At 59.6% G+C, this 23,539-nt stretch carries 21 protein-coding genes; 15 read left to right on the top strand and 6 right to left on the bottom strand.

Annotation, left to right across the window (positions count from 1 at the left end; genetic code table 11):
• Positions 1-98 precede the first annotated feature (98 nt).
• Positions 99-1,877: an ABC transporter transmembrane domain-containing protein gene (locus ACM1ZW_RS18555; RefSeq protein WP_017337550.1), complete on the bottom strand. Its 1,779-nt coding sequence runs from the start codon at positions 1,875-1,877 to the stop codon at positions 99-101.
• 257 nt (positions 1,878-2,134) lie between these two features.
• Between ACM1ZW_RS18555 and ACM1ZW_RS18550 the strand changes: the two genes are divergently transcribed.
• Positions 2,135-2,314 (top strand): PA1571 family protein, encoded by a 180-nt coding sequence (locus ACM1ZW_RS18550; protein WP_017337549.1) that lies wholly within the window; start codon positions 2,135-2,137, stop codon positions 2,312-2,314.
• A gap of 112 nt (positions 2,315-2,426) precedes the next feature.
• Here the strand turns inward: ACM1ZW_RS18550 and pdxB are convergent, their stop codons facing one another.
• Positions 2,427-3,569, bottom strand: a complete 1,143-nt coding sequence (gene pdxB / locus ACM1ZW_RS18545; RefSeq protein ID WP_414884702.1) for a 4-phosphoerythronate dehydrogenase PdxB — start codon at positions 3,567-3,569, stop codon at positions 2,427-2,429.
• A gap of 314 nt (positions 3,570-3,883) precedes the next feature.
• Between pdxB and ACM1ZW_RS18540 the strand changes: the two genes are divergently transcribed.
• Positions 3,884-5,287 (top strand): MATE family efflux transporter, encoded by a 1,404-nt coding sequence (locus tag ACM1ZW_RS18540; RefSeq protein WP_414878648.1) that lies wholly within the window; start codon positions 3,884-3,886, stop codon positions 5,285-5,287.
• A 108-nt stretch (positions 5,288-5,395) separates the two neighbouring features.
• On the opposite strand, the gene tusA is transcribed toward ACM1ZW_RS18540, so the two are convergent.
• Positions 5,396-5,647, bottom strand: a complete 252-nt coding sequence (tusA, locus tag ACM1ZW_RS18535; protein ID WP_017337546.1) for a sulfurtransferase TusA — start codon at positions 5,645-5,647, stop codon at positions 5,396-5,398.
• 98 nt (positions 5,648-5,745) lie between these two features.
• Entirely contained in the window at positions 5,746-6,819 is a 1,074-nt protein-coding gene (rlmM, locus tag ACM1ZW_RS18530; RefSeq protein ID WP_017337545.1) for a 23S rRNA (cytidine(2498)-2'-O)-methyltransferase RlmM, read from the bottom strand.
• Positions 6,820-7,040: 221 nt separating this feature from the next.
• Between rlmM and acnA the strand changes: the two genes are divergently transcribed.
• The 3 genes from acnA (at position 7,041) to ACM1ZW_RS18515 (ending at position 12,495) form a co-directional block, all read left to right on the top strand.
• Complete coding sequence (gene acnA / locus ACM1ZW_RS18525) at positions 7,041-9,782, top strand: aconitate hydratase AcnA (RefSeq protein ID WP_052909693.1); 2,742 nt, start codon at positions 7,041-7,043, stop codon at positions 9,780-9,782.
• 251 nt (positions 9,783-10,033) lie between these two features.
• Entirely contained in the window at positions 10,034-10,825 is a 792-nt protein-coding gene (locus ACM1ZW_RS18520) for a CPBP family intramembrane glutamic endopeptidase (protein ID WP_416739004.1), read from the top strand.
• 104 nt (positions 10,826-10,929) lie between these two features.
• Positions 10,930-12,495, top strand: a complete 1,566-nt coding sequence (locus ACM1ZW_RS18515) for a methyl-accepting chemotaxis protein (protein WP_416739003.1) — start codon at positions 10,930-10,932, stop codon at positions 12,493-12,495.
• 114 nt (positions 12,496-12,609) lie between these two features.
• Here the strand turns inward: ACM1ZW_RS18515 and ACM1ZW_RS18510 are convergent, their stop codons facing one another.
• On the bottom strand, positions 12,610-13,296 hold the full coding sequence (locus ACM1ZW_RS18510; protein WP_017337541.1) for an alpha/beta family hydrolase: 687 nt from the start codon (positions 13,294-13,296) through the stop codon (positions 12,610-12,612).
• Positions 13,297-13,405: 109 nt separating this feature from the next.
• Here ACM1ZW_RS18510 and ccoN (ACM1ZW_RS18505) point away from each other — a divergent pair, with 109 nt between their 5' ends.
• The 8 genes from ccoN (ACM1ZW_RS18505) (at position 13,406) to ccoP (ACM1ZW_RS18470) (ending at position 20,311) form a co-directional block, all read left to right on the top strand.
• Positions 13,406-14,830, top strand: coding sequence for a cytochrome-c oxidase, cbb3-type subunit I (gene ccoN, locus ACM1ZW_RS18505; RefSeq protein WP_017337540.1), 1,425 nt, complete (start codon positions 13,406-13,408; stop codon positions 14,828-14,830).
• A gap of 10 nt (positions 14,831-14,840) precedes the next feature.
• On the top strand, positions 14,841-15,449 hold the full coding sequence (gene ccoO, locus ACM1ZW_RS18500; RefSeq protein ID WP_017337539.1) for a cytochrome-c oxidase, cbb3-type subunit II: 609 nt from the start codon (positions 14,841-14,843) through the stop codon (positions 15,447-15,449).
• Between the two features lie 5 nt (positions 15,450-15,454).
• Positions 15,455-15,655, top strand: coding sequence for a cbb3-type cytochrome oxidase subunit 3 (locus ACM1ZW_RS18495; RefSeq protein WP_017337538.1), 201 nt, complete (start codon positions 15,455-15,457; stop codon positions 15,653-15,655).
• Positions 15,652-16,605, top strand: coding sequence for a cytochrome-c oxidase, cbb3-type subunit III (ccoP, locus tag ACM1ZW_RS18490; RefSeq protein ID WP_017337537.1), 954 nt, complete (start codon positions 15,652-15,654; stop codon positions 16,603-16,605). The genes ACM1ZW_RS18495 and ccoP (ACM1ZW_RS18490) overlap by 4 nt, the downstream gene beginning before the upstream one ends.
• A 484-nt stretch (positions 16,606-17,089) precedes the next feature.
• Positions 17,090-18,532 (top strand): cytochrome-c oxidase, cbb3-type subunit I, encoded by a 1,443-nt coding sequence (ccoN, locus tag ACM1ZW_RS18485; RefSeq protein ID WP_017337536.1) that lies wholly within the window; start codon positions 17,090-17,092, stop codon positions 18,530-18,532.
• Complete coding sequence (ccoO, locus tag ACM1ZW_RS18480; RefSeq protein WP_017337535.1) at positions 18,532-19,140, top strand: cytochrome-c oxidase, cbb3-type subunit II; 609 nt, start codon at positions 18,532-18,534, stop codon at positions 19,138-19,140. The genes ccoN (ACM1ZW_RS18485) and ccoO (ACM1ZW_RS18480) overlap by 1 nt, the downstream gene beginning before the upstream one ends.
• Before the next feature lie 5 nt (positions 19,141-19,145).
• Positions 19,146-19,331: a CcoQ/FixQ family Cbb3-type cytochrome c oxidase assembly chaperone gene (locus ACM1ZW_RS18475; protein ID WP_003175465.1), complete on the top strand. Its 186-nt coding sequence runs from the start codon at positions 19,146-19,148 to the stop codon at positions 19,329-19,331.
• Positions 19,328-20,311: a cytochrome-c oxidase, cbb3-type subunit III gene (gene ccoP / locus ACM1ZW_RS18470; RefSeq protein WP_414878644.1), complete on the top strand. Its 984-nt coding sequence runs from the start codon at positions 19,328-19,330 to the stop codon at positions 20,309-20,311. The genes ACM1ZW_RS18475 and ccoP (ACM1ZW_RS18470) overlap by 4 nt, the downstream gene beginning before the upstream one ends.
• Positions 20,312-20,379: 68 nt before the next feature.
• On the opposite strand, the gene ACM1ZW_RS18465 is transcribed toward ccoP (ACM1ZW_RS18470), so the two are convergent.
• The gene (locus tag ACM1ZW_RS18465) at positions 20,380-21,375 is read right to left on the bottom strand and encodes a metallophosphoesterase family protein (RefSeq protein WP_414878643.1); all 996 of its coding nucleotides are present in this window, start codon (positions 21,373-21,375) and stop codon (positions 20,380-20,382) included.
• Positions 21,376-21,639: 264 nt separating this feature from the next.
• On the opposite strand from ACM1ZW_RS18465, the gene ACM1ZW_RS18460 reads away from it, so the two are divergent.
• A complete protein-coding gene (locus ACM1ZW_RS18460; RefSeq protein ID WP_416739002.1) occupies positions 21,640-21,852 on the top strand; it encodes a hypothetical protein in 213 nt (70 codons plus the stop codon).
• 270 nt (positions 21,853-22,122) lie between these two features.
• On the top strand, positions 22,123-23,538 hold the full coding sequence (ccoG, locus tag ACM1ZW_RS18455) for a cytochrome c oxidase accessory protein CcoG (RefSeq protein ID WP_017337532.1): 1,416 nt from the start codon (positions 22,123-22,125) through the stop codon (positions 23,536-23,538).
• Position 23,539 lies beyond the last annotated feature (1 nt).

Here is a 23,539-nt window from a genome sequence, read left to right as displayed (position 1 = left end):
TTTTGATCGTCGCCTTGAGCCGCAAACAAAAATGCCCGCATCGATTGATGCGGGCATTTTTTTAAGCAAGATTAAAAGATCGCCGCCTGCGGCGGCTCCTACAGGTGGAGATCGAGTTCGGTCTTTCCATCATTGAACTGCAACGCCGCCAGCCGCGCATACAGCGCATTGCTCGCGATCAGCTCCTGATGGGTGCCCACTGCCACCAGTTTGCCCTGATCCATCACCGCGATCCGGTCGGCGTTTTTCACCGTGGCCAGGCGATGGGCGATAACCAGGGTGGTGCGGTTTTTCATCAAGCTGGGCAGGGCTTGCTGGATCAGGTGCTCGCTTTGGGCATCGAGGGCGCTGGTGGCTTCGTCGAGCAGCAGGATGGGCGCGTCCACCAGCAGCGCTCGAGCGATGGCCAGGCGTTGGCGCTGGCCGCCTGACAAACCGAGGCCACCGTCGCCGAGGTGAGTCTGGTAGCCGTTGGGCATTGCCTCGATAAAATCATGGGCATAGGCAATCTTTGCCGCCTCCCGGACCTGTTCCAGGGTCGCTGTCGGGTTGCCGTAGCGGATGTTCTCTTCAATGCTGCCGAAGAACAGCGCAGGGTTTTGCGAGACCAGCGCAAAGCAACGGCGCAAGTCGAGCGGATCGAGCTGAGTCAGCGGCACGCCGTCGAGCAGAATGCGGCCTTCGGCCGGGTCGTAAAAACGCAGCAACAAGTCATACACCGTCGACTTGCCCGCGCCGGAAGGTCCGACCAGCGCAAGGGTTTCGCCAGCCTTGACGGTCAGACTCAAGCCATCGACGGCGTAGCTTTCAGGACGCGACGGGTAGGAAAAACGCACGTTTTGCAGTTCCAGGTTACCCGTCACTCGCTCCGGCAATGTCACCAGCCCCGTCGTCGGTGGCTGGATAATGTTTTCCGAGCGCAGCAATTCGGCAATCCGCTCGGCGGCGCCGGCAGCGCGCTGCAGCTCACCAATGACTTCACTCAACGTGCCGAACGCGCTGCCGACGATCAGGCTGTAGAACACGAACGCCGCCAGTTCACCTGCGGAAATCCGCCCGGCCATCACATCCATGCCGCCGACCCACAGCATGACGCCGACCGCGCCCAGCACCAGCACGATCACCAGGGTAATCAGCCAGGCACGCTGGAATATCCGTTTACGGGCGGTGTTGAACGCCTCCTCCACGGTCGCGGCAAACCGCTGTTCGTCCTGGACCTGATGGTTATAGGCCTGCACGGTTTTGATCTGGCCAAGGGTTTCAGACACGTAGCTGCCAATGTCGGCAATCCGGTCCTGGCTCAGGCGCGACAGGCTGCGCACCCGTCGGCCGAAGATCAGGATCGGCGCGATCACCAGTGGCAACGCCACAACGACGATGCTGGTGAGTTTGGGGTTGGTGATAAACAGCAACACAATCCCGCCGATCACCATCAGCAGATTGCGCAGAAACAGCGACAGCGAAGAGCCGATCACCGATTGCAGCAACGTAGTGTCGGCGGTCAGCCGCGACTGGATCTCGGAGCTGCGATTGTCTTCATAAAACCCCGGATGCAGGTAAACCAGATGGTTGAACACCTGACGCCGGATGTCGGCCACCACCCGCTCGCCAATCCACGACACCAGGTAAAAACGCGCAAACGTGCCGAGCGCCAGACCCAACACCAACAGCATGAACAGACCGATGGTCTGGTTGAGCAAATGCGGCGACTGGGTCATGAATCCCTGATCCACCAACAGCCGGATCCCCTGCCCCATGGACAAGGTAATGCCCGCCGTGACAATCAGTGCGAGCAACGCACCCAACGCCTGCCAGCGATAGGGCACAAGGAAACGGCTGGCCAGGCGAATCGCGCGGCGGTGACGGGCAGATAGCATCGGGGGGGTTCCAGTTCACACGTTTAGGGGTCGGCTATACCGCTCAATGGGGGGGAACTCTGTAAATCACAATGAGTCAGGTTAATTATGACCGCAAAGACCAGCCCCTAGACGCTATTGGTCTAAAGTCCGGGTGGCAACGTTACGGTATTTCTGGTGGACTGGCATTGCCGCTCAGAAGAGATCGCAGGGAGTTGTCACAGCCCGGTCACCTGGCGGTTCTACAGTAAGCACACAACCTGAAGAGGAGACAGGCCATGTCCTTGCAACACAGCAGCGATGACAAGATTCAAGTGATCCGCACACAGCCAGATCAGTCTCTGGGTTGCTCAATCATTGACGAAAAAGGCCGTGAAGTTCCGATCACTGAAAACATGATCCAGGACGCCTGCCGCGAACTGGAGAAGCGATTGGTCAAGCCTGCCAAACAAGATTGATATAGCCACCGTCTTCTTGACCCGGCCCTGATGGCCGGGTTTTTTGTGGGCGTTTTTTGCAGGTTTTGCGCACCCAATCGCGGGCAAGCCCGCGATTGGGCCAACGCGGTCTTCAGACAGCCACAGCCCCCAACGCCGCCACAATCTTGCGCAACTGCGGCGAATCCCCCTCGATCCGCACCTGCAGCCCATCAATTTCCCGCCGTGATGGATAGTTCTTGCGCAGTCCGTCAAACGCCGCACGCTGCTCGCTCACACTGCCTACAAGACTGCGTCGGAAATCCGCGTCGTCGCGGCGCGGGTCGTACACGCCACGGCACAACATCGCCAGCGCCCAGGCAGGATCGCTCTCAGCGTTCAAGGTCACCTGAGACAACCACGGAGCCGGCAGCAAATCGCTCAAGCTGACCCGCGCCGGCTGCCCGAGAAATGCGCAGTACGCCTGATAGATCTGCGCTGTCCCGCGTTGTTTGCCGTCGAGGCTGTAACCGGCAATGTGCGGCGTGGCCAGCACGCAGAGGTCGGCCAGCGCCACATCGACCTCAGGCTCGCCCTCCCAGACATCCAGCACCGCTTGCAGGTCTTCGCGGTGCAGCAGAACGTCGCACAGGGCTGAGTTGTCCACCACCGGGCCGCGGCTGGCATTGATCAGCCAGGTGCCGGGGTTGAGCTGGTTCAAACGGTTTTTGTCGAACAGATGCCAGGTCGATCCGGCACCGTGTTTTTTCAACGGTGTGTGCAGACTGATGACATCGCACTGCTCGATGATTTGCTCAAGACTGACAAAATCACCCCCTTCAGCCGCTTGCCGTGGCGGATCGCAGACCAGCACGTTCCAGCCCAGCCCTTGCAGAACCTTGACCAGTCGACCGCCCACTTCCCCGGCCCCCACCACGCCGTAAGTGCGCCGGGTGAGGTCGGCGCCTTCAATTTCGGCGAGGGTGAGCAAACTGCCCAGCACATAATCGACCACGCCACGGGCATTGCAGCCGGGGGCGCTGGACCAGGTGATGCCGGCCTGCTGGAAGTAATCGAGGTCGAGGTGATCAGTGCCGATGGTGCACGTGCCGACAAAGCGCACCTTGCTGCCTTCGAGCAACGCGCGATTGACGTTGGTCACCGAGCGCACCAGCAACACATCGGCCTGTTCGACGGTAGTGCGGTCGATTGAACGTCCCGGCACCCGGCGGATTTCACCGAAACCTTCGAAGAAGGCATCGAGCAGCGGAATATTTTCGTCGGCAACAATCAGCATGGCAGGCTCCTTTGGCGGATCGGCAGTGTAGGCGGAGAAGGACGTGATGGGCCAGCAGGCATTAATCCCCTGTGGCGAGGGAGCTTGCTCCCGCCGGACTGCGAAGCAGTCCTATGTGGTGAGTCTGTTGAAACCGAGGTGTTTGACTTGGGGCCGCTTCGCTGCCCAGCGGGAGCAAGCTCCCTCGCCACAGGGGGGAGAGTCGCAATGTTCGAAAAATGATTACAAATGGCTAACACAGGACTTTTCCTGACCATTGCGTCAAGGCGTAGAATGCGCCGGCTCGCGCCTCAATATCTCTGGACGTTTCGCCCTTGAATTCCGTAACTGACCGCCCCGCCGCCATTTCCATAAACCGCCCGGCCCGGGTTCGCCTCGAGCTGAAGAATCTGCTGAGCCTGGCGTTGCCGATCATGATCGCGCAGCTGGCCACCACCGCGATGGGCTTCGTTGATGCGGTGATGGCCGGTCGCGTCGGACCGCGGGATCTGGCGGCGGTGGCGCTGGGCAACTCGATCTGGGTCCCGGTGTTTCTGCTGATGACCGGCACTCTGCTGGCCACCACACCTAAAGTCGCCCAGCGCTTTGGCGCCGGCACGCACAGCGAGATCGGCCCGATCGTGCGGCAGGCGTTGTGGCTGGCGTTGGTGGTGGGCTTGATGGCGACCGGCATGCTGTTCAGCGCCGAACCGATCTTGCACCTGATGAAGGTCGATCCCGAACTGATCGGCCCGTGCATGCAATACCTGCACGGCATCGCCAGCGGTTTGCCCGCCGTCGCGTTCTACCATGTGCTGCGCTGTTTCAGTGACGGCCTGGGACGCACGCGCCCGGCGATGGTCCTGGGTTTGTGCGGGCTCGCGCTGAACATTCCGCTGAACTACATCTTCATTTATGGCCACTTCGGTGTGCCGGCCATGGGCGGCGTCGGTTGCGGCTGGGCTACGGCGATTGTGATGTGGGTGATGGCGCTGGGCATGGCCGGCTGGGAGCGCTGGGCGCCGGCGTATCAATCGAGCCAGTTGTTCAGCCGTTTCGACTGGCCGCAGTGGTCAGTGATCAAACGCCTACTGGGCATCGGCCTGCCGATCGGCATCGCGGTGTTCGCCGAATCGAGCATCTTCGCGGTGATAGCCCTGCTGATCGGCAGCCTGGGCGCCACCGTAGTCGCCGGGCATCAGATCGCGCTGAACTTCAGTTCGCTGGTGTTCATGATTCCCTACTCGATCGGCATGGCCGTGACCGTACGAGTGGGTCAGGCGCTCGGTCGTCAGGAACCGCGCGAAGCCCGTTTCGCCGCCGGTGTCGGCATGGGCACGGCGCTGGCTTACGCGTGTATTTCGGCGAGCATAATGCTGTTGCTGCGCGAGCACATCGCGGCCATCTACACGGCTGACCCAACGGTGATTCGCGTGGCGGCGATGCTGATCGTTTACTCGGCGCTGTTCCAGTTTTCCGATGCGATCCAGGTCACGGCGGCCGGTGCGTTGCGTGGCTATCAGGACACACGGGTGACGATGATCCTGACGCTCTTCGCGTACTGGGGCATTGGTTTGCCGGTGGGTTACGCGCTGGGGCTGACCGACTGGTTCGGCACACCGAGTGGCCCGAGCGGGCTGTGGCAAGGTTTGATCGTCGGCCTGAGCTGCGCCGCGCTGATGCTGTCGATCCGCCTGACGCGCAGTGCACGCAAGCGGATCCGCTACGGGCTGAGTTGACCCTGTGGGAGCCAGCCTGCTGGCGATTGCGGTGATTCAGTCAACAATGATGTTGAGTTTGAATCAGCTATCGCCAGCAGGCTGGCTCCCACCGTAGTTTTTTGTGGGTCAATCGGACTTCTTGCGGATCCAGTACAGGTAGGTGCCAGCCTCTTCGTGTTGCGCGACCAGTTCGTGGTCAAGGAACACGCAGAACTTGGGAATGTCACGACGGGTCGACGGATCGGTGGCAACCACCTTGAGCAGGCCGCCGGGCGCGAGGTCACGGATGTGCTGGTGCAGCATCATCACCGGCTCGGGGCAGTTGAGGCCGGTGGCGTCGAGGGTGCCGTCTACCGGCGTATCAAGCATTTCACTCATGATTCACTCCTGTAACTGGCCGGCATTGTCGCGCATTCCCGGGTATTCGGTCATCTGTGGCATGACGCCATACCTGTTTAGGGACCGCGTACAGCCTTTTAACGGGACTTGGGTTTCTTCACGTCAAGCCGACGCAAATGACATGTCACTTCTTCCCGGTCGTGATACAGCTGCTTGCAGCCAATTTCGACGCGGATTCCGCGCTCCTTGAACCCGTCGGCGATGCGCTCCAGCAAGCGTTTCACTTCAGCGTAACGCTGTTTCATCGGTAACTTGAGGTTGACCACCGCTTCGCGGCAATGGCCCTCGCCGATCCACTCCTCCAGCATTGCGGCGTTGCGCGCCGGTTTCTCGACGATGTCGCAGACCATCCAGTCCACCGGCTGGCGGGGCTTGTAGGTGAAGCCGTCGGCCATCAAATGTTGCACCAGACCGGTGTCCATCAGGCTTTGCGCCATTGGACCGTTGTCGATGGCGGTCACCAGCATGCCGCGGTTGACCAGTTGCCAGGTCCAGCCGCCCGGCGCTGCGCCGAGGTCGACGCCGGTCATGTCGCTGTGCAGGCGCTCGTCCCACTGGTCGCGCGGGATAAAGTGGTGCCACGCCTCTTCCAGCTTCAAGGTCGAGCGGCTCGGTGCCTCGCGGGGAAACTTCAGGCGCGGAATGCCCATCGGCCACATCGCCGAGTTGTTCGACTCGGCCAGCCCCATGAACACTTCGCGACCGCTTTTGAACGTCAGCAGCAGGCGCGGCTTGTTCGCATCTTCCACCAGTTTGCCGGCCGCCATCAGCGCCTTGCGCAGGTGTACTTCGAACTTCTTGCAGAAGTTCGACAGTTCCTTGCCATCGTTGGTATCGACCATTTCCAGCCACAGGCTGCCGCACAGCGGGAAGTCTGCCATGTGCGCGAGGATCACGCTGATACGGTCGGTTTCGGGCAGGTCGATGAAAATCCCGCGTGCCCACTGGCGCGGAAAAATCAGATCGGCAAAACGCTGACCGCGCATCAGGCGCTCGGCGCCGTCTTCTTCGGTGCAAATGAATTCGGCGCAGGCACTGGCGGTCTTGGCCTTGGCATAACCGGCGACGTTCAGCCGCGCAGCGTGTTCGGAAATCTCGGAACAGACTTCGCCTTCGAAGCCCGGCCGGCAATGCATAAAGAGGGTGTTCATTCTTACTCCTGGGCAGTTGGCGAAGAATTCAGCCACTGCACGATGCCCAGGCTTGCGTTGAAGCAAAGCCTGTCACGAAAACCGGCGCATGATAGCCGAGTTCGGAACCTCGGACTTGTCCATAGAGTCCAGTTATTAGCCTTAACGCCTAAACAGGGCTAGGTTAAAGCTCTGTTCGTCCCGTCAGTCCGTAGCCGTGCGGACCCAAAGGAGTCATTTCAATGCCGTCCCTCGATAGCCTGAAAACCCTTAAAACCCTGCAAGTCGACGACAAGATCTACCATTACTTCAGTCTGCCCGATGCAGCCAAGAGCCTCGGTGATCTCGACAAACTGCCAATGTCGTTGAAAGTGTTGCTGGAAAACCTGCTGCGCTGGGAAGACGAAAAAACCGTCACCGGCGCCGACCTCCGGGCGATTGCCGCCTGGCTCAAGGAACGTCGCTCCGATCGTGAAATCCAGTACCGCCCTGCCCGGGTATTGATGCAAGACTTTACCGGCGTGCCCGCCGTGGTCGACCTGGCCGCCATGCGCGCCGCCATGGCCAAGGCCGGCGGTGACCCGCAGCGCATCAATCCGCTGTCGCCGGTGGATCTGGTGATCGATCACTCGGTGATGGTCGACAAGTTCGGCAGCGCAAGCGCCTTCGGACAGAACGTCGACATCGAAATGCAGCGCAACGGCGAGCGTTATGCCTTTCTGCGCTGGGGCCAGAGCGCCTTCGACAACTTCAGCGTGGTGCCGCCCGGCACGGGGATTTGCCACCAGGTCAACCTCGAATACCTCGGCCGCACCGTCTGGACCAAGGATGAGGACGGTCGCACCTATGCGTTCCCCGACACGCTGGTCGGCACCGACTCCCACACCACCATGATCAACGGCCTCGGCGTGCTCGGCTGGGGCGTCGGCGGGATCGAAGCGGAAGCCGCGATGCTCGGCCAACCGGTGTCGATGCTGATTCCGGAGGTGATCGGTTTCAAACTCACGGGCAAGTTAAAGGAAGGCATCACCGCCACCGACCTGGTGCTGACCGTCACCCAGATGCTGCGCAAGAAAGGCGTGGTCGGCAAATTCGTCGAGTTCTATGGCGACGGTCTTGCCGACCTTCCGCTGGCCGACCGAGCGACCATCGCCAACATGGCCCCGGAATATGGCGCCACCTGCGGTTTCTTCCCGGTGGATGACGTGACGCTGGAATACCTGCGCCTGTCCGGCCGGCCGCTGGAAACCGTGAAACTGGTCGAGGCTTACAGCAAGGCACAAGGTCTGTGGCGCCTGCCCGGCAAGGAGCCGGTGTTCACCGACAGCCTGGCGCTGGACATGAGCAGCGTCGAGGCCAGCCTCGCCGGGCCGAAACGCCCACAGGACCGGGTGTCGCTGCCCAATGTCGCGCAAGCGTTCAGTGATTTCCTCGGTCTGCAGTTCAAGCCCACCAGCAAGGAAGAAGGTCGCCTGGAAAGTGAGGGCGGTGGCGGCGTCGCGGTAGGTAACGCGGATTTGGTCGGTGAAACGGACTATGAGTACGACGGCCAGACCTATCGCTTGAAAAACGGCGCGGTGGTCATCGCCGCGATCACCTCGTGCACCAACACCTCCAACCCCAGCGTGATGATGGCAGCAGGGCTGGTGGCGAAAAAAGCCGTGGAGAAAGGCCTCACGCGTAAACCGTGGGTCAAGAGTTCGCTGGCCCCAGGCTCGAAAGTGGTCACCGACTACTACAAGGCCGCCGGCCTGACTCAGTATCTGGATCAACTCGGTTTCGACCTTGTCGGTTATGGCTGCACCACCTGCATCGGCAACTCGGGCCCGTTGCCGGAGCCGATCGAAAAAGCCATCCAGAAAGCCGACCTGACCGTCGCCTCGGTGCTCTCGGGCAACCGCAACTTCGAAGGCCGGGTGCATCCGCTGGTGAAAACCAACTGGCTGGCCTCTCCACCGCTGGTGGTCGCTTATGCATTGGCCGGAACGGTGCGCATTGATATCAGCAGCGAACCGCTGGGTAACGACAAGGACGGCAACCCTGTTTACCTGCGGGACATCTGGCCAAGCACCCAAGAAATCGCCGACGCGGTGAATCAGGTCAACACCGCGATGTTCCACAAGGAATACGCCGAGGTGTTTGCCGGCGACGAGCAATGGCAGGCAATTGAAGTGCCGCAGGCGGCAACGTATGTCTGGCAGGATGATTCGACTTACATCCAGCACCCGCCGTTCTTCGACGATATCGGTGGCCCGCCGCCCGTGGTCAAGGACGTCGCAGGTGCCCGAATCCTCGCGCTGCTTGGCGATTCGGTGACCACCGACCACATCTCCCCGGCCGGCAACATCAAGTCCGACAGCCCGGCGGGCAACTACCTGCGCGAGAAAGGCGTGGAACCGCGGGACTTCAACTCCTACGGTTCCCGCCGCGGCAACCATGAAGTGATGATGCGCGGCACCTTCGCCAACATCCGCATACGCAACGAAATGCTCGGAGGAGAGGAAGGCGGCAACACGATTTACATTCCCACCGGGGAACGAATGGCGATCTACGATGCGGCCATGCGTTATCAGGCCTCGGGCACCCCGCTGGTGGTCATCGCCGGGCAAGAATACGGCACCGGCTCGAGCCGGGACTGGGCGGCCAAGGGCACTAATCTGCTGGGTGTAAAAGCAGTCATCGCCGAAAGCTTCGAGCGGATTCACCGTTCCAACCTGGTGGGCATGGGCGTGTTGCCGCTGCAGTTCAAACTGGATCAGAACCGCAAGAGCCTGAACCTCACGGGCAAGGAAACGCTGGATATCATTGGTCTGACGGGAGTGGCGTTGACGCCGCGGATGAACCTGACGCTCATCATCACCCGCGAGGACGGCAGCCGCGAGAAAGTCGAGGTGCTGTGCCGGATCGATACGCTCAATGAAGTGGAGTACTTCAAAGCGGGAGGGATTTTGCATTACGTGTTGCGGCAGTTGATTGCGTCTTGACCGCCTGCTGACAAAAGACACCGCCTTCGGGCGGTGTTTTTGTTTGTTGGGTACGTCCATATAATCACCCTCCTCAAACCATCACCTGCCCTGTGGCGAGGGGATTTATCCCCGCTCGACTGCGAAGCAGTCGCAAACTTTGTGATGCGGTGTGCCTGAAATACCATGCACTCAGATTTAGGGCCGCTTCGCGCCCCAACGGGGATAAATCCCCTCACCACATTTGTTTTGCGTCACATTAAGGACTTCACATGCTCGCCCTGCCATGGATTCATCTGGCCCTGCTCTCCTTTGGCTACGGCCTGGCCCTGACTTATGGCCACCTCGGCTGGCTCGCCGGAATCTCCGTTGCGCTATTGCTGACCGCCGGTTTCGCCGCACGCCAACACCACCTGCGCATAGGCCGCTACCTCGGCCACGCGCTGTTCATTTTCATGGCGCTGGCACTGGCCATGCATTGGCTTCCCGGTTTCTACAACGGCCGCGGTATCAATCCGCAACGCTTCACCGACGATGCCGTGCGTTTTTCCATGTACCTGAACCTGGACAAACCGCTGATTGGTTTCTGGCTGTTGCTGGTCTGCCCGTGGATTGTCGGCCAGCGTTCGCTGCGGCTTGGCATTTTTGCCACCGCGATGGGACTGACACTGAGTGCCCTGCTGGCGCTCGGCGGCGCGCTGTTGCTGGGCGTGATCAGTTGGGCCCCCAAATGGCCCGATCAGGCCTGGTTGTGGCTGTTCAACAATCTGCTGCTGGTCACGCTGGTGGAGGAAGCGCTGTTTCGCGGCTACATCCAGGGCGGTCTGAGCCGACACCTCAAACACCTGCCTTATGGCGAAAACCTCGCACTGCTGCTCGCCTCGCTGTTGTTTGGTCTGGCGCATCTGGCTGCCGGCTGGCAATGGGTGTTACTGGCGACCCTGGCAGGTGTCGGCTATGGTCTGGCCTACCGTTTCGGCGGATTGGCGGCAGCCATCGCCACGCATTTCGGCTTGAACCTGCTGCATTTCGGCCTGTTCACCTATCCGATGCTGGCCGGCTGACGTAACGGTCGTTTTGCGACGCGCCGCTGATTATTGAAATAAAAATTCAATAAACCCCTGACCATGCCGACAACCTCTCAAAGCCTTGCGGATTGAAAAAAGCCATGCGTAACAACCAGCCCATCACACAACGCGAACGGACCTTTCCGGCTCAGCAACGGTTGATTTCCACCACCGATGCCAAGGGCGTGATCACCTACTGCAACGACGCGTTCGTCGAAATCAGTGGGTTTTCCCGCGAGGAACTGATCCGTGCGCCGCATAACCTGGTTCGTCACCCCGACGTACCGTCTGCGGTATTCGCGCACATGTGGGGCACGTTGAAACAAGGCTTGCCATGGATGGGCATTGTCAAGAATCGCTGCAAGACCGGTGACCACTACTGGGTCAACGCCTACGTCACACCGGTTTTCGAAGGCAATCAGGTGGTCGGTTACGAGTCGGTGCGGGTCAAGCCCACCGCCGAACAGATCCAGCGTGCCGAAGCGCTCTACCAACGCATCAACCAGGGCAAGTCAGCGATTCCTTCCACCGATAAATGGCTGCCGGTGCTTCAGGACTGGCTGCCGTTCATTCTGGTCAGCCAGCTGAGCTTCATGATCGGCGCCACACTCAACTCCCAGTGGGGCTTCGCCCTGGCTGCGGGCCTTTCGGTGCCGTTGGGCCTGCTGGGTTTGAGCTGGCAACAGCGCGGCCTCAAGCGCTTGCTGCGCCTGGCCGAACAGACTACATCCGACCCGCTGATCGCGCAGATGTACACCGACAGCCGTGGCGCCCAGGCGCGCCTGGAGATGTCGATCCTCAGTCAGGAAGCCCGCCTGAAAACCTGCCTGACCCGTCTGCAGGACACTGCCGAGCACCTGAGCGACCAGGCGAAACAGTCCGACACCCTGGCGCACAGCAGCTCCACCGGCCTGGAACGTCAGCGCGTCGAAACCGAACAAGTGGCCACCGCCGTCAACCAGATGGCCGCCACCACGCAGGAAGTCGCCAGCCACGTGCAACGCACCGCGGACGCGACTCAGGAAGCCAATCGCCTGACCGGTCGCGGCCGCGACATCGCCGGGGAAACCCGCGAAGCCATTCAGCGACTGTCGGAAGTGGTCGGCGAAACCGGCCTGACCGTGACCCAACTGGCCAAGGACAGCGATGAAATCGGCGGCGTGGTCGACGTGATCAAAGGCATCGCCGACCAGACCAACCTGCTGGCGTTGAACGCGGCAATCGAAGCGGCCCGAGCCGGTGAGATGGGCCGTGGGTTTGCGGTGGTGGCTGACGAAGTTCGTCAACTGGCGCAACGCACCAGCGAATCCACCGGGCAGATTCACGCCCTGATCGCCAAGCTCCAGCAAACCGCGAGCTCAGCGGTGCAAACCATGGAAGCCGGGCATCGCCAGGCGGAAGAAGGTGTGGCGCGGGTACTGGAAGCAGATCAGGCGCTGGTCGGGATCAGCGAAGCGGTGGCACACATTACCGACATGACCACCCAGATCGCAGCCGCGACCGAAGAGCAAAGCTCGGTGGCCGAAGAAATCAGCCGCAACATCAGCAACATCTCGCAACTGGCTGACCAGACGTCGGAACAGGCGCAGCACTCGGCGTTGTTGAGTGAAGAGCTGACGAAGACGGCGAATACTCAGTATTCGCTGGTGGAGCGGTTTAACCGCTGATTGATGCTGGAAAGACAAAAACCCGGACGGCGAAAGCTTCCGGGTTTTTTATCGTCACTCTGAAAGTGATGTTGCCTGTCTGGGCCTCATCGCGGACAAACCCCTCCCACAGGGTTATGCATCTCGCCGCAGGAATTCGGCAACCTTGCCCGCCGCAGCCGCCAAATGCTGCTCATGGGTAAACCCCGAAGCCTTCAACGGTTTCAAATCATGATCCCCCGCCACCAGCCAGAACACTTCGATACTCGGTGACAACGTGTAAGCCTCGACCGCCTCGCGATTGCCCAATGCATCCCGCTCACCCTGAACAAACAACGCCGGCGTCTTCAGCCCAGCCAAATGCTCGACCCGAGGCTTCTCCGGTTTACCCACCGCATAAAATGGATACCCCAGGCACACCAACGCATCCACCTCAAGCTCATCGGCTAACAGGCTCGCCATCCGCCCCCCCATGGACTTGCCGCCAATCGCCACACGCCCAGTGACATGGCGTCGCACCACCGCATACACCTCTCGCCAGCATTCCAGCAGTTTCGGCGCCGGGTTCGGCGGGCGCTTACCCCCCTCGACACGCCGTTGCGCCATGTACGGAAACTCAAAGCGCAGCACGTTGACGCCAAGCGCAGCAAGGCGCGCAGCCATGTCGTTCATCCAGGCGCTGTCCATGGGCGCACCGGCGCCATGGGCGAGAATCAGCGTCGTCGATGACGGCGCCGCGGCGGCGCTCCACAGCCAGCCATGTTCGGCTACACACTGCGCCCATTGATCCCCGTCAATACTGGCCTTGTGCTCTTTGTCCATGCTTGCCTCGCTTTTAGTCTGCCTATAACTCCAGGCGAAGGAAGCGTCTGCCTTGCGACTTGCTCGCAAAGACAGGCCTTCACTTCGGCTGAACCGTGGATGGGGAACCATGAACACTTCTATCAGTACCGCCTACAACTACAAGGTGGTCCGCCAATTCGCCATTATGACGGTGGTGTGGGGCATCGTCGGCATGGGGCTCGGGGTTTTTCTCGCGGCTCAATTGGTCTGGCCTGAACTCAACTTTAATTTGCCGTGGACCAGTTTCGGCCGGTTGCGCCCGCTGCACACCAACGCGGTGATCTTTGCCTTCGGCGGTTGCGCCCTGTTCGCCAGTTCGTTCTATTCGGTGCAACGCACCTGCCAGACACAGCTGTTTGCGCCGAAAATCGCTGCGTTCTGCTTCTGGGGCTGGCAGCTTGTGATTCTCCTGGCGGCCATCAGCCTGCCGTTGGGTTACACCAGCTCCAAGGAATACGCCGAGCTGGAATGGCCGATCGATATCCTGATCACCATCGTCTGGGTCGCCTACGCCATCGTGTTCTTCGGCACACTGGCCCAGCGCAAAACCAAGCACATCTACGTCGGCAACTGGTTCTTCGGTGCGTTCATCATCACCGTCGCCATCCTGCACATCGTCAACAACCTTGAGTTGCCAGTGAGTTTCACCAAGTCCTACTCGGTGTACGCCGGCGCGACCGATGCCATGGTGCAGTGGTGGTACGGGCACAACGCCGTAGGCTTTTTCCTCACCGCCGGTTTTCTCGGAATGATGTACTACTTCGTGCCGAAACAGGCCGAGCGTCCGGTGTATTCCTATCGCTTGTCCATCGTGCACTTCTGGGCGCTGATCACCCTGTACATCTGGGCCGGTCCGCACCACTTGCACTACACCGCGCTGCCGGACTGGGCACAGTCGCTGGGCATGGTGATGTCGCTGATCCTGCTGGCGCCGAGCTGGGGCGGGATGATCAACGGGATGATGACGCTCTCGGGCGCCTGGCATAAGTTGCGCAGCGACCCGATCCTGCGCTTCCTGGTGGTATCGCTGGCGTTCTACGGCATGTCGACCTTCGAAGGTCCGATGATGGCGATCAAGACCGTCAACGCCCTCTCCCACTACACCGACTGGACCATCGGCCACGTTCACGCCGGTGCGCTTGGCTGGGTGGCGATGATTTCCATCGGCGCGCTGTACCACATGATCCCGAAAATCTTCGGTCGCGCGCAGATGCACAGCATCGGCCTGATCAACGCGCACTTCTGGCTCGCGACCATCGGCACCGTTCTGTACATCGCATCGATGTGGGTCAACGGCATCGCCCAGGGCCTCATGTGGCGCGCCGTCAACGAAGACGGCACGCTGACCTACTCCTTCGTCGAAACCCTGGTGGCCAGCCACCCAGGCTTCGTCGTGCGACTGGTGGGCGGCGCGATCTTCCTCAGTGGCATGTTCCTGATGGCTTACAACACCTGGCGCACCGTGCGGGCCTCGCAGCCTGCCGAAGCCGCCGCTGCCGCGCAGATCGCCTGAGGAGTCCGCCATGAAACACGAAACAATCGAGAAAAACGTCGGCCTGCTGATGTTGCTGATGGTGTTCGCCGTGAGCATCGGCGGCCTGACCCAGATCGTCCCGCTGTTCTTCCAGGACGTGACCAATAAACCGGTGGAAGGCATGAAGCCCTACACCGCGTTGCAACTGGAAGGTCGCGACATTTACATCCGCGAAGGCTGCGTCGGCTGTCACTCGCAGATGATCCGGCCGTTCCGCGCCGAGACTGAACGCTACGGTCACTACTCGGTCGCCGGCGAAAGCGTCTGGGATCACCCGTTCCTGTGGGGCTCCAAGCGTACCGGTCCGGACCTGGCCCGTGTCGGCGGCCGCTACTCCGAAGACTGGCACCGCGCGCATTTGTACAACCCGCGCAACGTGGTGCCGGAATCGAAGATGCCTGCCTATCCATGGCTGGTGGCCAATCAGCTCGACAGCAGCCACACCGAAACCAAGATCAAGGCAATGCGCACCCTTGGCGTGCCGTACACCGACGACGACATCGCCGGTAGCGTCGAATCGCTCAAGGGCAAGACCGAAATGGACGCATTGGTCGCCTACCTGCAAGTGCTCGGCACTGCCATCAAGAGCAAGAGGTGAGCCCCATGATCTTTGAAATGAGCAGTGGAATGATCCGCGGCCTGGGCACGGTCGTGGTGTTCGTGGCCTTCGTCGGCCTGACGCTGTGGGTGTTCAACAGCAAGCGCAACCCGGAATTCGCCGAAGCGCGTTTGCTGCCGTTCGCCGATGAACCCCTGGCCGACGACGCCACCCAAGAACCTGAAACAAGGAGTACCCGGTCATGACCACTTTCTGGAGTACGTGGATCTGCGTACTGACCATCGGCAGCCTGATCGGCCTGACCTGGCTGCTGATCGGCACCCGCAAGGGCGAAACCAAGGGCAGCGTCGACCAGACCATGGGCCACAGCTTCGACGGCATCGAGGAGTACGACAACCCGCTGCCGCAGTGGTGGTTCATGCTGTTCGCCGGCACGCTGGTGTTCGCCGTAGGTTATCTGGTCTTGTATCCGGGCCTGGGCAACTGGAAAGGCGTCCTGCCGGGTTACGAGGACGGCTGGACCGGCGTCCACGAATGGGAAAAGGAGATGAACAAGGCCGATGCGAAGTTCGGACCGATCTTCGCCAAATTCGCCGCCATGCCGGTGGAAGAAGTGGCCAAGGACCCGCAAGCGCTGAAAATGGGCGGTCGCCTGTTTGCGTCGAACTGCTCGGTGTGCCACGGCTCGGATGCCAAGGGCGCTTTTGGCTTCCCGAACCTGACCGACAGCAACTGGCGCTGGGGCGGCAACGCCGAGATGATCAAGACCACGATCATGGGTGGGCGCATGGCCGCAATGCCGGCCTGGGGTGAAATCCTTGGGGATGCCGGCGTGAAAAACGTTGCCGCCTATGTACGTCATGACCTGGCCGCCCTGCCATTGCCGGCTGACAGCGGCGCCGATCTGCAGGCCGGACAGCAAGCGTTCAGCACGATGTGCGTAGCCTGTCATGGTGCAAACGGCAAAGGCACTGAAGCCATGGGCGCGCCGAATCTGACGCAACCGGCCGGGTTCATCTACGGGACAAGCCTGGCGCAACTGCAACAAACCATTCGCCATGGCCGTCAGGGCCATATGCCGGCGCAGAACGAACTGCTCGGCAACGATAAGGTGCAACTGCTGGCCGCTTATGTGTACAGCCTGTCCCACGGTCTGAATACAGAGCGTTTGCAGGCCGAAGGCAAAAGCGAATAATTCTTCACAGCTCTACTGCCGCATTCTCCCCGGATGCGGCAGTTCCCTGCCCCTTTGCGACCCATTGTCGCACCCTCCGTTAGTCCTCCTTTCGGTTCACCGGAATCGGGTCTAAGCTTCCCCCGATGCGGACTGGCATGAGCCGGTTCCAGGTCGACCCAACCCGATGTGTTCGACGAATCTGCTCGATGACAGGCCGCAAAGGCTGGTAGATACCGGCTGTCGTGCCAATTGCCGTCGGTCACTCGATCGTTGTGTTTGAACACACCCCGTTACAACTGACCTGACCCCCCTCACCACTTTCGTTCGCTGCGACATTTTGTCCGAGGGCGATTTTGTCCTTACGCGGCGCATGGAAAGGCCGCAGAATCAGCTTTTGAAAGCATTGACCCAGGTCATGGCGCGTTGCAATGACCCCCTGCTTTCTCCATACTTGCGGCCGATTTTTACTCCTAATAAAACACCCAAACCGTGGAACCTTAGAATGAGCACAGCAATCAGTCCGACTGCTTATAACTATAAGGTAGTCCGCCAGTTCGCCATCATGACGGTGGTCTGGGGGATCCTTGGCATGGGGCTCGGTGTCTTCATCGCCTCACAGCTTGTATGGCCGGAATTGAACTTCGGTCTGCCGTGGACGACTTTTGGACGCTTACGCCCGCTGCACACCAACCTGGTGATTTTCGCCTTCGGTGGTTGTGCACTGTTTGCCACTTCTTATTACGTCGTGCAGCGAACCTGCCAAACGCGACTGATTTCCGACAGCCTCGCAGCCTTCACCTTCTGGGGTTGGCAAGCGGTGATCGTCGGCGCCATCGTTACCTTGCCGCTGGGTTACACCACCACCAAGGAATACGCTGAGCTGGAATGGCCTTTGGCTATTCTGCTGGCCATCGTCTGGGTCACCTACGGTCTGGTGTTCTTCGGCACCATCACCAAGCGCAAGACCAAGCACATTTATGTGGGTAACTGGTTCTACGGTGCCTTCATCGTCGTGACGGCGATGCTGCACATCGTCAACCACGCGTCCCTGCCGGTCAGCTTCTTCAAGTCCTACTCGGCCTACGCCGGTGCGACGGATGCGATGATCCAGTGGTGGTACGGGCACAACGCGGTGGGCTTCTTCCTGACCACCGGCTTCCTGGGGATGATGTACTACTTCGTTCCGAAGCAGGCCGAGCGTCCGATCTACTCCTATCGCCTGTCGATCGTGCACTTCTGGGCGCTGATCACCCTGTACATCTGGGCCGGTCCGCACCACTTGCACTACACCGCACTGCCAGACTGGGCGCAGTCCCTGGGCATGGCGATGTCGATCATCCTGCTGGCTCCGAGCTGGGGCGGCATGATCAACGGCATGATGACCCTGTCGGGCGCCTGGCATAAGCTGCGCACCGACCCGATCCTGCGCTTCCTGGTCGTGTCCCTCGCGTTCTACGGGATGTCGACCTTCGAAGGCCCGATGATGGCCATCAAGACCGTCAACTCGCTCTCGCACTACACCGACTGGACCATCGGCCACGTACACGCCGGTGCCTTGGGCTGGGTAGCGATGATCTCGATCGGCGCGATCTACCACATGATCCCGAAACTGTTCGGTCGTGCGCAGATGCACAGCGTGGGCCTGATCAACGCGCACTTCTGGCTCGCGACCATCGGTACCGTCCTGTACATCGCTTCGATGTGGGTCAATGGCATCACCCAGGGTCTGATGTGGCGTGCAATCAACGACGACGGCACCCTCACCTACTCGTTCGTTGAAGCGCTGCAAGCCAGCCACCCCGGTTTCATCGTTCGCGCCCTGGGCGGTGCGTTCTTTGCCAGCGGCATGCTGTTCATGGCCTACAACGTATGGCGTACCGTACGTGCCTCGAACCCGGCTGAAGCCGAAGCCGCCGCTCAGATTGCTGTAGTTGGAGCTCACTGATGAAGCATGAAGCAGTCGAGAAGAACATTGGCCTGCTGGCCTTCTTCATGGTTATCGCCGTCAGCATCGGCGGCCTGACCCAGATCGTTCCGCTGTTTTTCCAGGACGTCACCAACAAGCCGGTCGAAGGCATGAAGCCCCGTACCGCCCTTGAGCTGGAAGGCCGCGACATCTACATCGCCAACGGTTGTGTCGGCTGCCACTCGCAGATGATCCGCCCGTTCCGTGCTGAAACCGAACGTTACGGCCATTACTCCGTCGCCGGTGAAAGCGTCTGGGACCACCCGTTCCTGTGGGGTTCTAAACGTACCGGTCCGGACCTGGCCCGTGTTGGCGGTCGTTACTCCGACGACTGGCAGCGTGCGCATTTGTATAACCCGCGCAACGTGGTGCCTGAGTCGAAAATGCCGGCCTACCCGTTCCTCGTGGAAAACAAGCTCGACGGCAAAGACACCGCCAAGAAAATGGAAGTCTTGCGCACGCTCGGCGTCCCTTACACCGACGAAGACATCGCCGGCGCTCAGGATGCTGTGAAGGGCAAAACCGAAATGGACGCGCTGGTGGCCTATCTGCAAGGCCTGGGCACCATCATCAAAAGCAAACGGTGATTTAGATGGATATCGGGATGATTCGTGGCCTGGGCACCGTTGTCGTGATGGTGGCCTTCATCGGTCTGGCGTTGTGGGTGTTCAGCCCCAAGCGCAAGTCGGAGTTTGAAGACGCGACCTTGCTGCCTTTCGCGGATGATCCCGAAGCCATCAAGCACGTCGAGCAAGCTTCTAGGAGTAACAAAGAATGACTACGTTCTGGAGTCTGTACGTCACAGTCCTCAGTCTCGGCACCATCTTCGCCTTGACCTGGCTGCTGCTGTCCACCCGCAAGGGCCAGCGCGCCGAGCAAACAGAAGAAACGGTTGGCCACTCCTTCGACGGGATCGAGGAGTACGACAACCCGCTGCCGAAATGGTGGTTCATGCTGTTCGTGGGCACCATCATTTTCGCCCTGGGCTACCTGGTGCTGTACCCGGGCCTGGGCAACTGGAAAGGCCTGCTGCCAGGTTACAACTACCTCGATAACGAGAAGCAGACCGCGTTCGCCAACGGCCAGACCGGCTGGACCGGCGTTCACGAGTGGGAAAAGGAAATGGCCAAGTCGGACGCCAGGTTCGGTCCGATCTTCGCCAAATTCGCTTCCATGCCAATCGAGGAAGTCGCCAAGGACCCGCAAGCCCTGAAGATGGGTGGCCGTTTGTTCGCCTCCAACTGCTCGGTCTGCCACGGCTCCGACGCCAAGGGCGCCTACGGCTTCCCGAACCTGACCGACGCCGACTGGCGCTGGGGCGGTGAAGCGGAAACCATCAAGACCACCATCATGGGTGGCCGTCATGCGGTCATGCCGGCGTGGGCTGAAGTGATCGGCGAGCAAGGCGTGGCGGACGTTGCTGCGTTCGTCCTGACCAACCTCGATGGCCGCAAGCTGCCGGAAGGCACCAAGGCCGACCCGGTTGCCGGTCAGAAACTGTTCGCTGCCAACTGCGTGGCGTGCCACGGTCCGGCCGGCAAAGGTACGCCAGCAATGGGCGCACCTGACCTGACCCACCCGGCGGCGTTCATCTACGGTTCGAGCTTCGCTCAACTGCAGCAGACCATCCGTTACGGCCGTCAGGGCCAGATGCCTGCGCAGGAACAGCTGCAAGGCAATGACAAGGTTCACCTGTTGGCCGCTTACGTCTACAGCTTGTCTCACGGTGAGAAAGCTCCGGCGGAAGATGCTCAGTAAGGCAAACGCCTGATGCAAAAAAAGGCCCCGCCAGTGATCTGGCGGGGCCTTTTTTATGGGCGACTGGCCTACGTTGATGCCACCGGCACTGTCGCTATCAGCTCACGTTTCTGCCACTGGTTGTTGTCGACCGCATAGACGTGCAGGTTTTTACGATCCTCGGAAAAACTGGCGATCAGATAAGTCTGCTGGGATGCACTGCCGCTGATGAAACCCGGCACACTGCCCGTGTACCACATGGAGCCGCCACTCCCATGAAGATGACCGGCGAACATTGCAGTCACTTCATATTTATCGATCATCTCCCTGAACCGTTTTTCTTGACTCCAGTCGCCCATGAAATCATTGGGTTTATGCATGTTCAGGAGAATGATTTTCCCCTGCGCGCGTGCCTGCTGAAGGTCGCGCTCAAGCCAATCAAGTGCCGGGGTAATTTCAAAAACCGTCGGGCGGACAAAAGTGCCTGAAGAGAATTTCACCGAGTACGTCGGCTCGTTATGTAACTGCACCAGGTGCACATCGCCATAATCCTTGGAGTACGCAAGGCTGCCGTAATAAATAGTGCTCGGCCATGAAGCCCGTGCCGCCAGATCCATACTTCCGGCCTTTCCCCAATAGCGCTTCTTCAGATCCTCAATGCTTCCAGCGGCGCAATTATTCAGAAAACAATCATTCACGTTATTTTGATAATCATGATTACCCAGCCCGTAGTCATAAGCCCCTTGAAGTTTGGTATCCAGCGTCTGCTGGACATAGGAACGCTCACCTGCATGACCGAAGGCGGTCATATCGCCATTGATCATCACGGGCACCGCCGTGCTCCCGCCCTCGTGCCGCCTGAACTCGGCAATACTGTCGTACTGTGTTTCCACCAGCCATTTCGCGCGCTGCTCCAACGCTGTAGCTGATTCGGTTTCACCTCTGTCCGTTTTATCCGTCCACGGATACTGTGGATCAGAAGCGAAGACCATATGACGCGGCGCACCTTCAAATGAATGCGCGAGCGATGCCAGCGACAGGGTCCACATGCACGCAAGTAATCTTGCACACTTTTTTATGTTCATAGAATTCCATTTCCACTTAAACACTATTGAATTTAAATAAAGCACATAAAATTTCGATCAAATACAAAACAAAAGCAACTACCAAAACAAACACAAAGCATTTCCCACAACAAAACTCGCCACCCACGACACGCTTATATCTTGAATTCTTTACTTAATGGAAAACACCCTTCGATAGAGTATAAATTTCCTGCAACTTGATGATTGGCTTAAACACCAACACGAGCAAACGCTATAGTTAATTCAACACAAGGAAGTCATTACATGAACACTAAAACAACCACCCAAAACTCCTGCAATGTTAACCCTGCCGGACCGAGTGAAGATCCGCCACTGACTGAAGTTGTTAGCGAAACAACTGTACTGAAGCGCCGTGCAAGGTCGGCAGACACCGCGAACAGCGCTGATCGACCAAAACCCCACGGAACCGGGCTGGACAAGCTGGGGGGCGGCAATCTCCTTTTAGAAGAGGACTGAGTTTTGCTGATGGATTGCAGCGCCGGCGCTGCAATCCATCAGGGTGTGTAGTGTTCACCGAGGCAGAGTACGATTCGTCTATAGTCAATTGACCTGCATCATGCTTTGTTACATTTGCTACACCATTCGTAAATTTTCCCCAACGCGACCAAAGGTCGCACCCTTGAGCTAGAGCGACAGGCGTATCATTGCGCCACTGCAACACCTCTTTTTGACCGCGGTCGGCATGCACTGACCGGGGCATTTTTCCACTGCCGTGGGATGCAACCGATGAGCAATCAGATTCCGGTACACGACGTTACCCCGCCTGCCAAAAACGCGAACAACAGCGTCGACCTCTACGCCTCTCGAGAAAAGATCTACACCCGAGCCTTCACCGGCCTGTTCCGCAACCTGCGGATGATGGGCGGAGCCTTTTTGTTTCTGTTGTATTTCGGCACGGTGTGGTTGAACTGGGGCGGCCATCAAGCCGTCTGGTGGAACCTGCCAGAACGCAAATTCTTTATTTTTGGCGCCACTTTCTGGCCCCAGGACTTCATCCTGCTCTCGGGCATTCTGATCGTCAGCGCCTTCGGCCTGTTTTTCATTACCGTGTACGCCGGTCGCGTCTGGTGCGGCTATACCTGCCCGCAGAGCGTGTGGACGTGGATTTTCATGTGGTGCGAAAAGGTCACCGAAGGCGACCGCAACCAGCGCATCAAGCTCGACAAGGCGCCGATGAGCGCCAACAAGTTCCTGCGCAAACTCAGCAAACACTCGATGTGGCTTTTGATCGGCTTCGCAACCGGCATGACCTTCGTCGGTTATTTCTCGCCGATCCGCGAGCTGACCATCGACTTCTTCACCGGCGCGGCCGATGGCTGGTCATATTTCTGGGTCGGTTTCTTCACCCTCGCCACTTACGGTAACGCCGGCTGGTTGCGCGAGCAGGTGTGCATCTACATGTGCCCGTATGCGCGCTTCCAGAGCGTGATGTTCGACAAGGACACGCTGATCGTCTCCTACGATCCGCGTCGCGGTGAAGCCCGTGGCCCGCGCAAGAAAGGTGTCGACTACAAGGCCCTGGGCCTGGGTGACTGCATCGATTGCACCATGTGCGTCCAGGTCTGCCCGACCGGCATCGACATCCGTGACGGCCTGCAAATCGAATGCATCGGCTGTGCGGCGTGCATCGATGCCTGCGACAGCATCATGGACAAGATGGATTACCCGCGCGGCCTGATCAGCTACACCACCGAGCACAACCTGTCCGGACAGAAAACCCATAAACTGCGCCCGCGCCTGATCGGCTATGCCCTGGTGTTGCTGGCCATGATGGGATTGCTGGCGGGCGCGTTTTTCATGCGTTCGCTGGTGGGTTTCGACGTCAGCAAAGACCGCGTGCTGTACCGCGAGAACGCCGAAGGACGGATCGAAAACGTCTACAGCCTGAAAATCATGAACAAGGATCAGCGCGACCACACTTACGTGCTGGAAGCCGCCGGCCTGCCGGACCTGAAGCTGCAAGGCAAACGCGAGATCAAGGTCGCCGCCGGCGAGATTTTCAGCCAGCCGGTCGAACTGTCCATTGCCCCGGAAAAACTGCCATCGAGTACCAACGAGGTGAAATTCATCCTCAAGGACGCCGATGACGAAAGTATCCACGTTGAAGCCAAGAGCCGTTTCATCGGCCCACAAATTCGTTGAG

Source organism: Pseudomonas sp. NFX71 (assembly GCF_048079215.1).
Lineage (GTDB): Bacteria > Pseudomonadota > Gammaproteobacteria > Pseudomonadales > Pseudomonadaceae > Aquipseudomonas > Aquipseudomonas fluorescens_B.
The sequence above is the reverse complement of the archived record's forward strand: the minus strand, read 5'-3'. Positions and strand labels throughout refer to the sequence as shown.

Coding starts and splice junctions, on each gene's coding strand:
- ACM1ZW_RS18555 (WP_017337550.1), bottom strand. CDS start 1,877: ATGCTATCTGCCCGTCACCGCCGCGCGATTCGCCTGGCCAGCCGTTTC.
- ACM1ZW_RS18550 (WP_017337549.1), top strand. CDS start 2,135: ATGTCCTTGCAACACAGCAGCGATGACAAGATTCAAGTGATCCGCACA.
- pdxB (WP_414884702.1), bottom strand. CDS start 3,569: ATGCTGATTGTTGCCGACGAAAATATTCCGCTGCTCGATGCCTTCTTC.
- tusA (WP_017337546.1), bottom strand. CDS start 5,647: ATGAGTGAAATGCTTGATACGCCGGTAGACGGCACCCTCGACGCCACC.
- rlmM (WP_017337545.1), bottom strand. CDS start 6,819: ATGAACACCCTCTTTATGCATTGCCGGCCGGGCTTCGAAGGCGAAGTC.
- acnA (WP_052909693.1), top strand. CDS start 7,041: ATGCCGTCCCTCGATAGCCTGAAAACCCTTAAAACCCTGCAAGTCGAC.
- ACM1ZW_RS18520 (WP_416739004.1), top strand. CDS start 10,034: ATGCTCGCCCTGCCATGGATTCATCTGGCCCTGCTCTCCTTTGGCTAC.
- ACM1ZW_RS18515 (WP_416739003.1), top strand. CDS start 10,930: ATGCGTAACAACCAGCCCATCACACAACGCGAACGGACCTTTCCGGCT.
- ACM1ZW_RS18510 (WP_017337541.1), bottom strand. CDS start 13,296: ATGGACAAAGAGCACAAGGCCAGTATTGACGGGGATCAATGGGCGCAG.
- ccoN (WP_017337540.1), top strand. CDS start 13,406: ATGAACACTTCTATCAGTACCGCCTACAACTACAAGGTGGTCCGCCAA.
- ccoO (WP_017337539.1), top strand. CDS start 14,841: ATGAAACACGAAACAATCGAGAAAAACGTCGGCCTGCTGATGTTGCTG.
- ACM1ZW_RS18495 (WP_017337538.1), top strand. CDS start 15,455: ATGATCTTTGAAATGAGCAGTGGAATGATCCGCGGCCTGGGCACGGTC.
- ccoP (WP_017337537.1), top strand. CDS start 15,652: ATGACCACTTTCTGGAGTACGTGGATCTGCGTACTGACCATCGGCAGC.
- ccoN (WP_017337536.1), top strand. CDS start 17,090: ATGAGCACAGCAATCAGTCCGACTGCTTATAACTATAAGGTAGTCCGC.
- ccoO (WP_017337535.1), top strand. CDS start 18,532: ATGAAGCATGAAGCAGTCGAGAAGAACATTGGCCTGCTGGCCTTCTTC.
- ACM1ZW_RS18475 (WP_003175465.1), top strand. CDS start 19,146: ATGGATATCGGGATGATTCGTGGCCTGGGCACCGTTGTCGTGATGGTG.
- ccoP (WP_414878644.1), top strand. CDS start 19,328: ATGACTACGTTCTGGAGTCTGTACGTCACAGTCCTCAGTCTCGGCACC.
- ACM1ZW_RS18465 (WP_414878643.1), bottom strand. CDS start 21,375: ATGAACATAAAAAAGTGTGCAAGATTACTTGCGTGCATGTGGACCCTG.
- ACM1ZW_RS18460 (WP_416739002.1), top strand. CDS start 21,640: ATGAACACTAAAACAACCACCCAAAACTCCTGCAATGTTAACCCTGCC.
- ccoG (WP_017337532.1), top strand. CDS start 22,123: ATGAGCAATCAGATTCCGGTACACGACGTTACCCCGCCTGCCAAAAAC.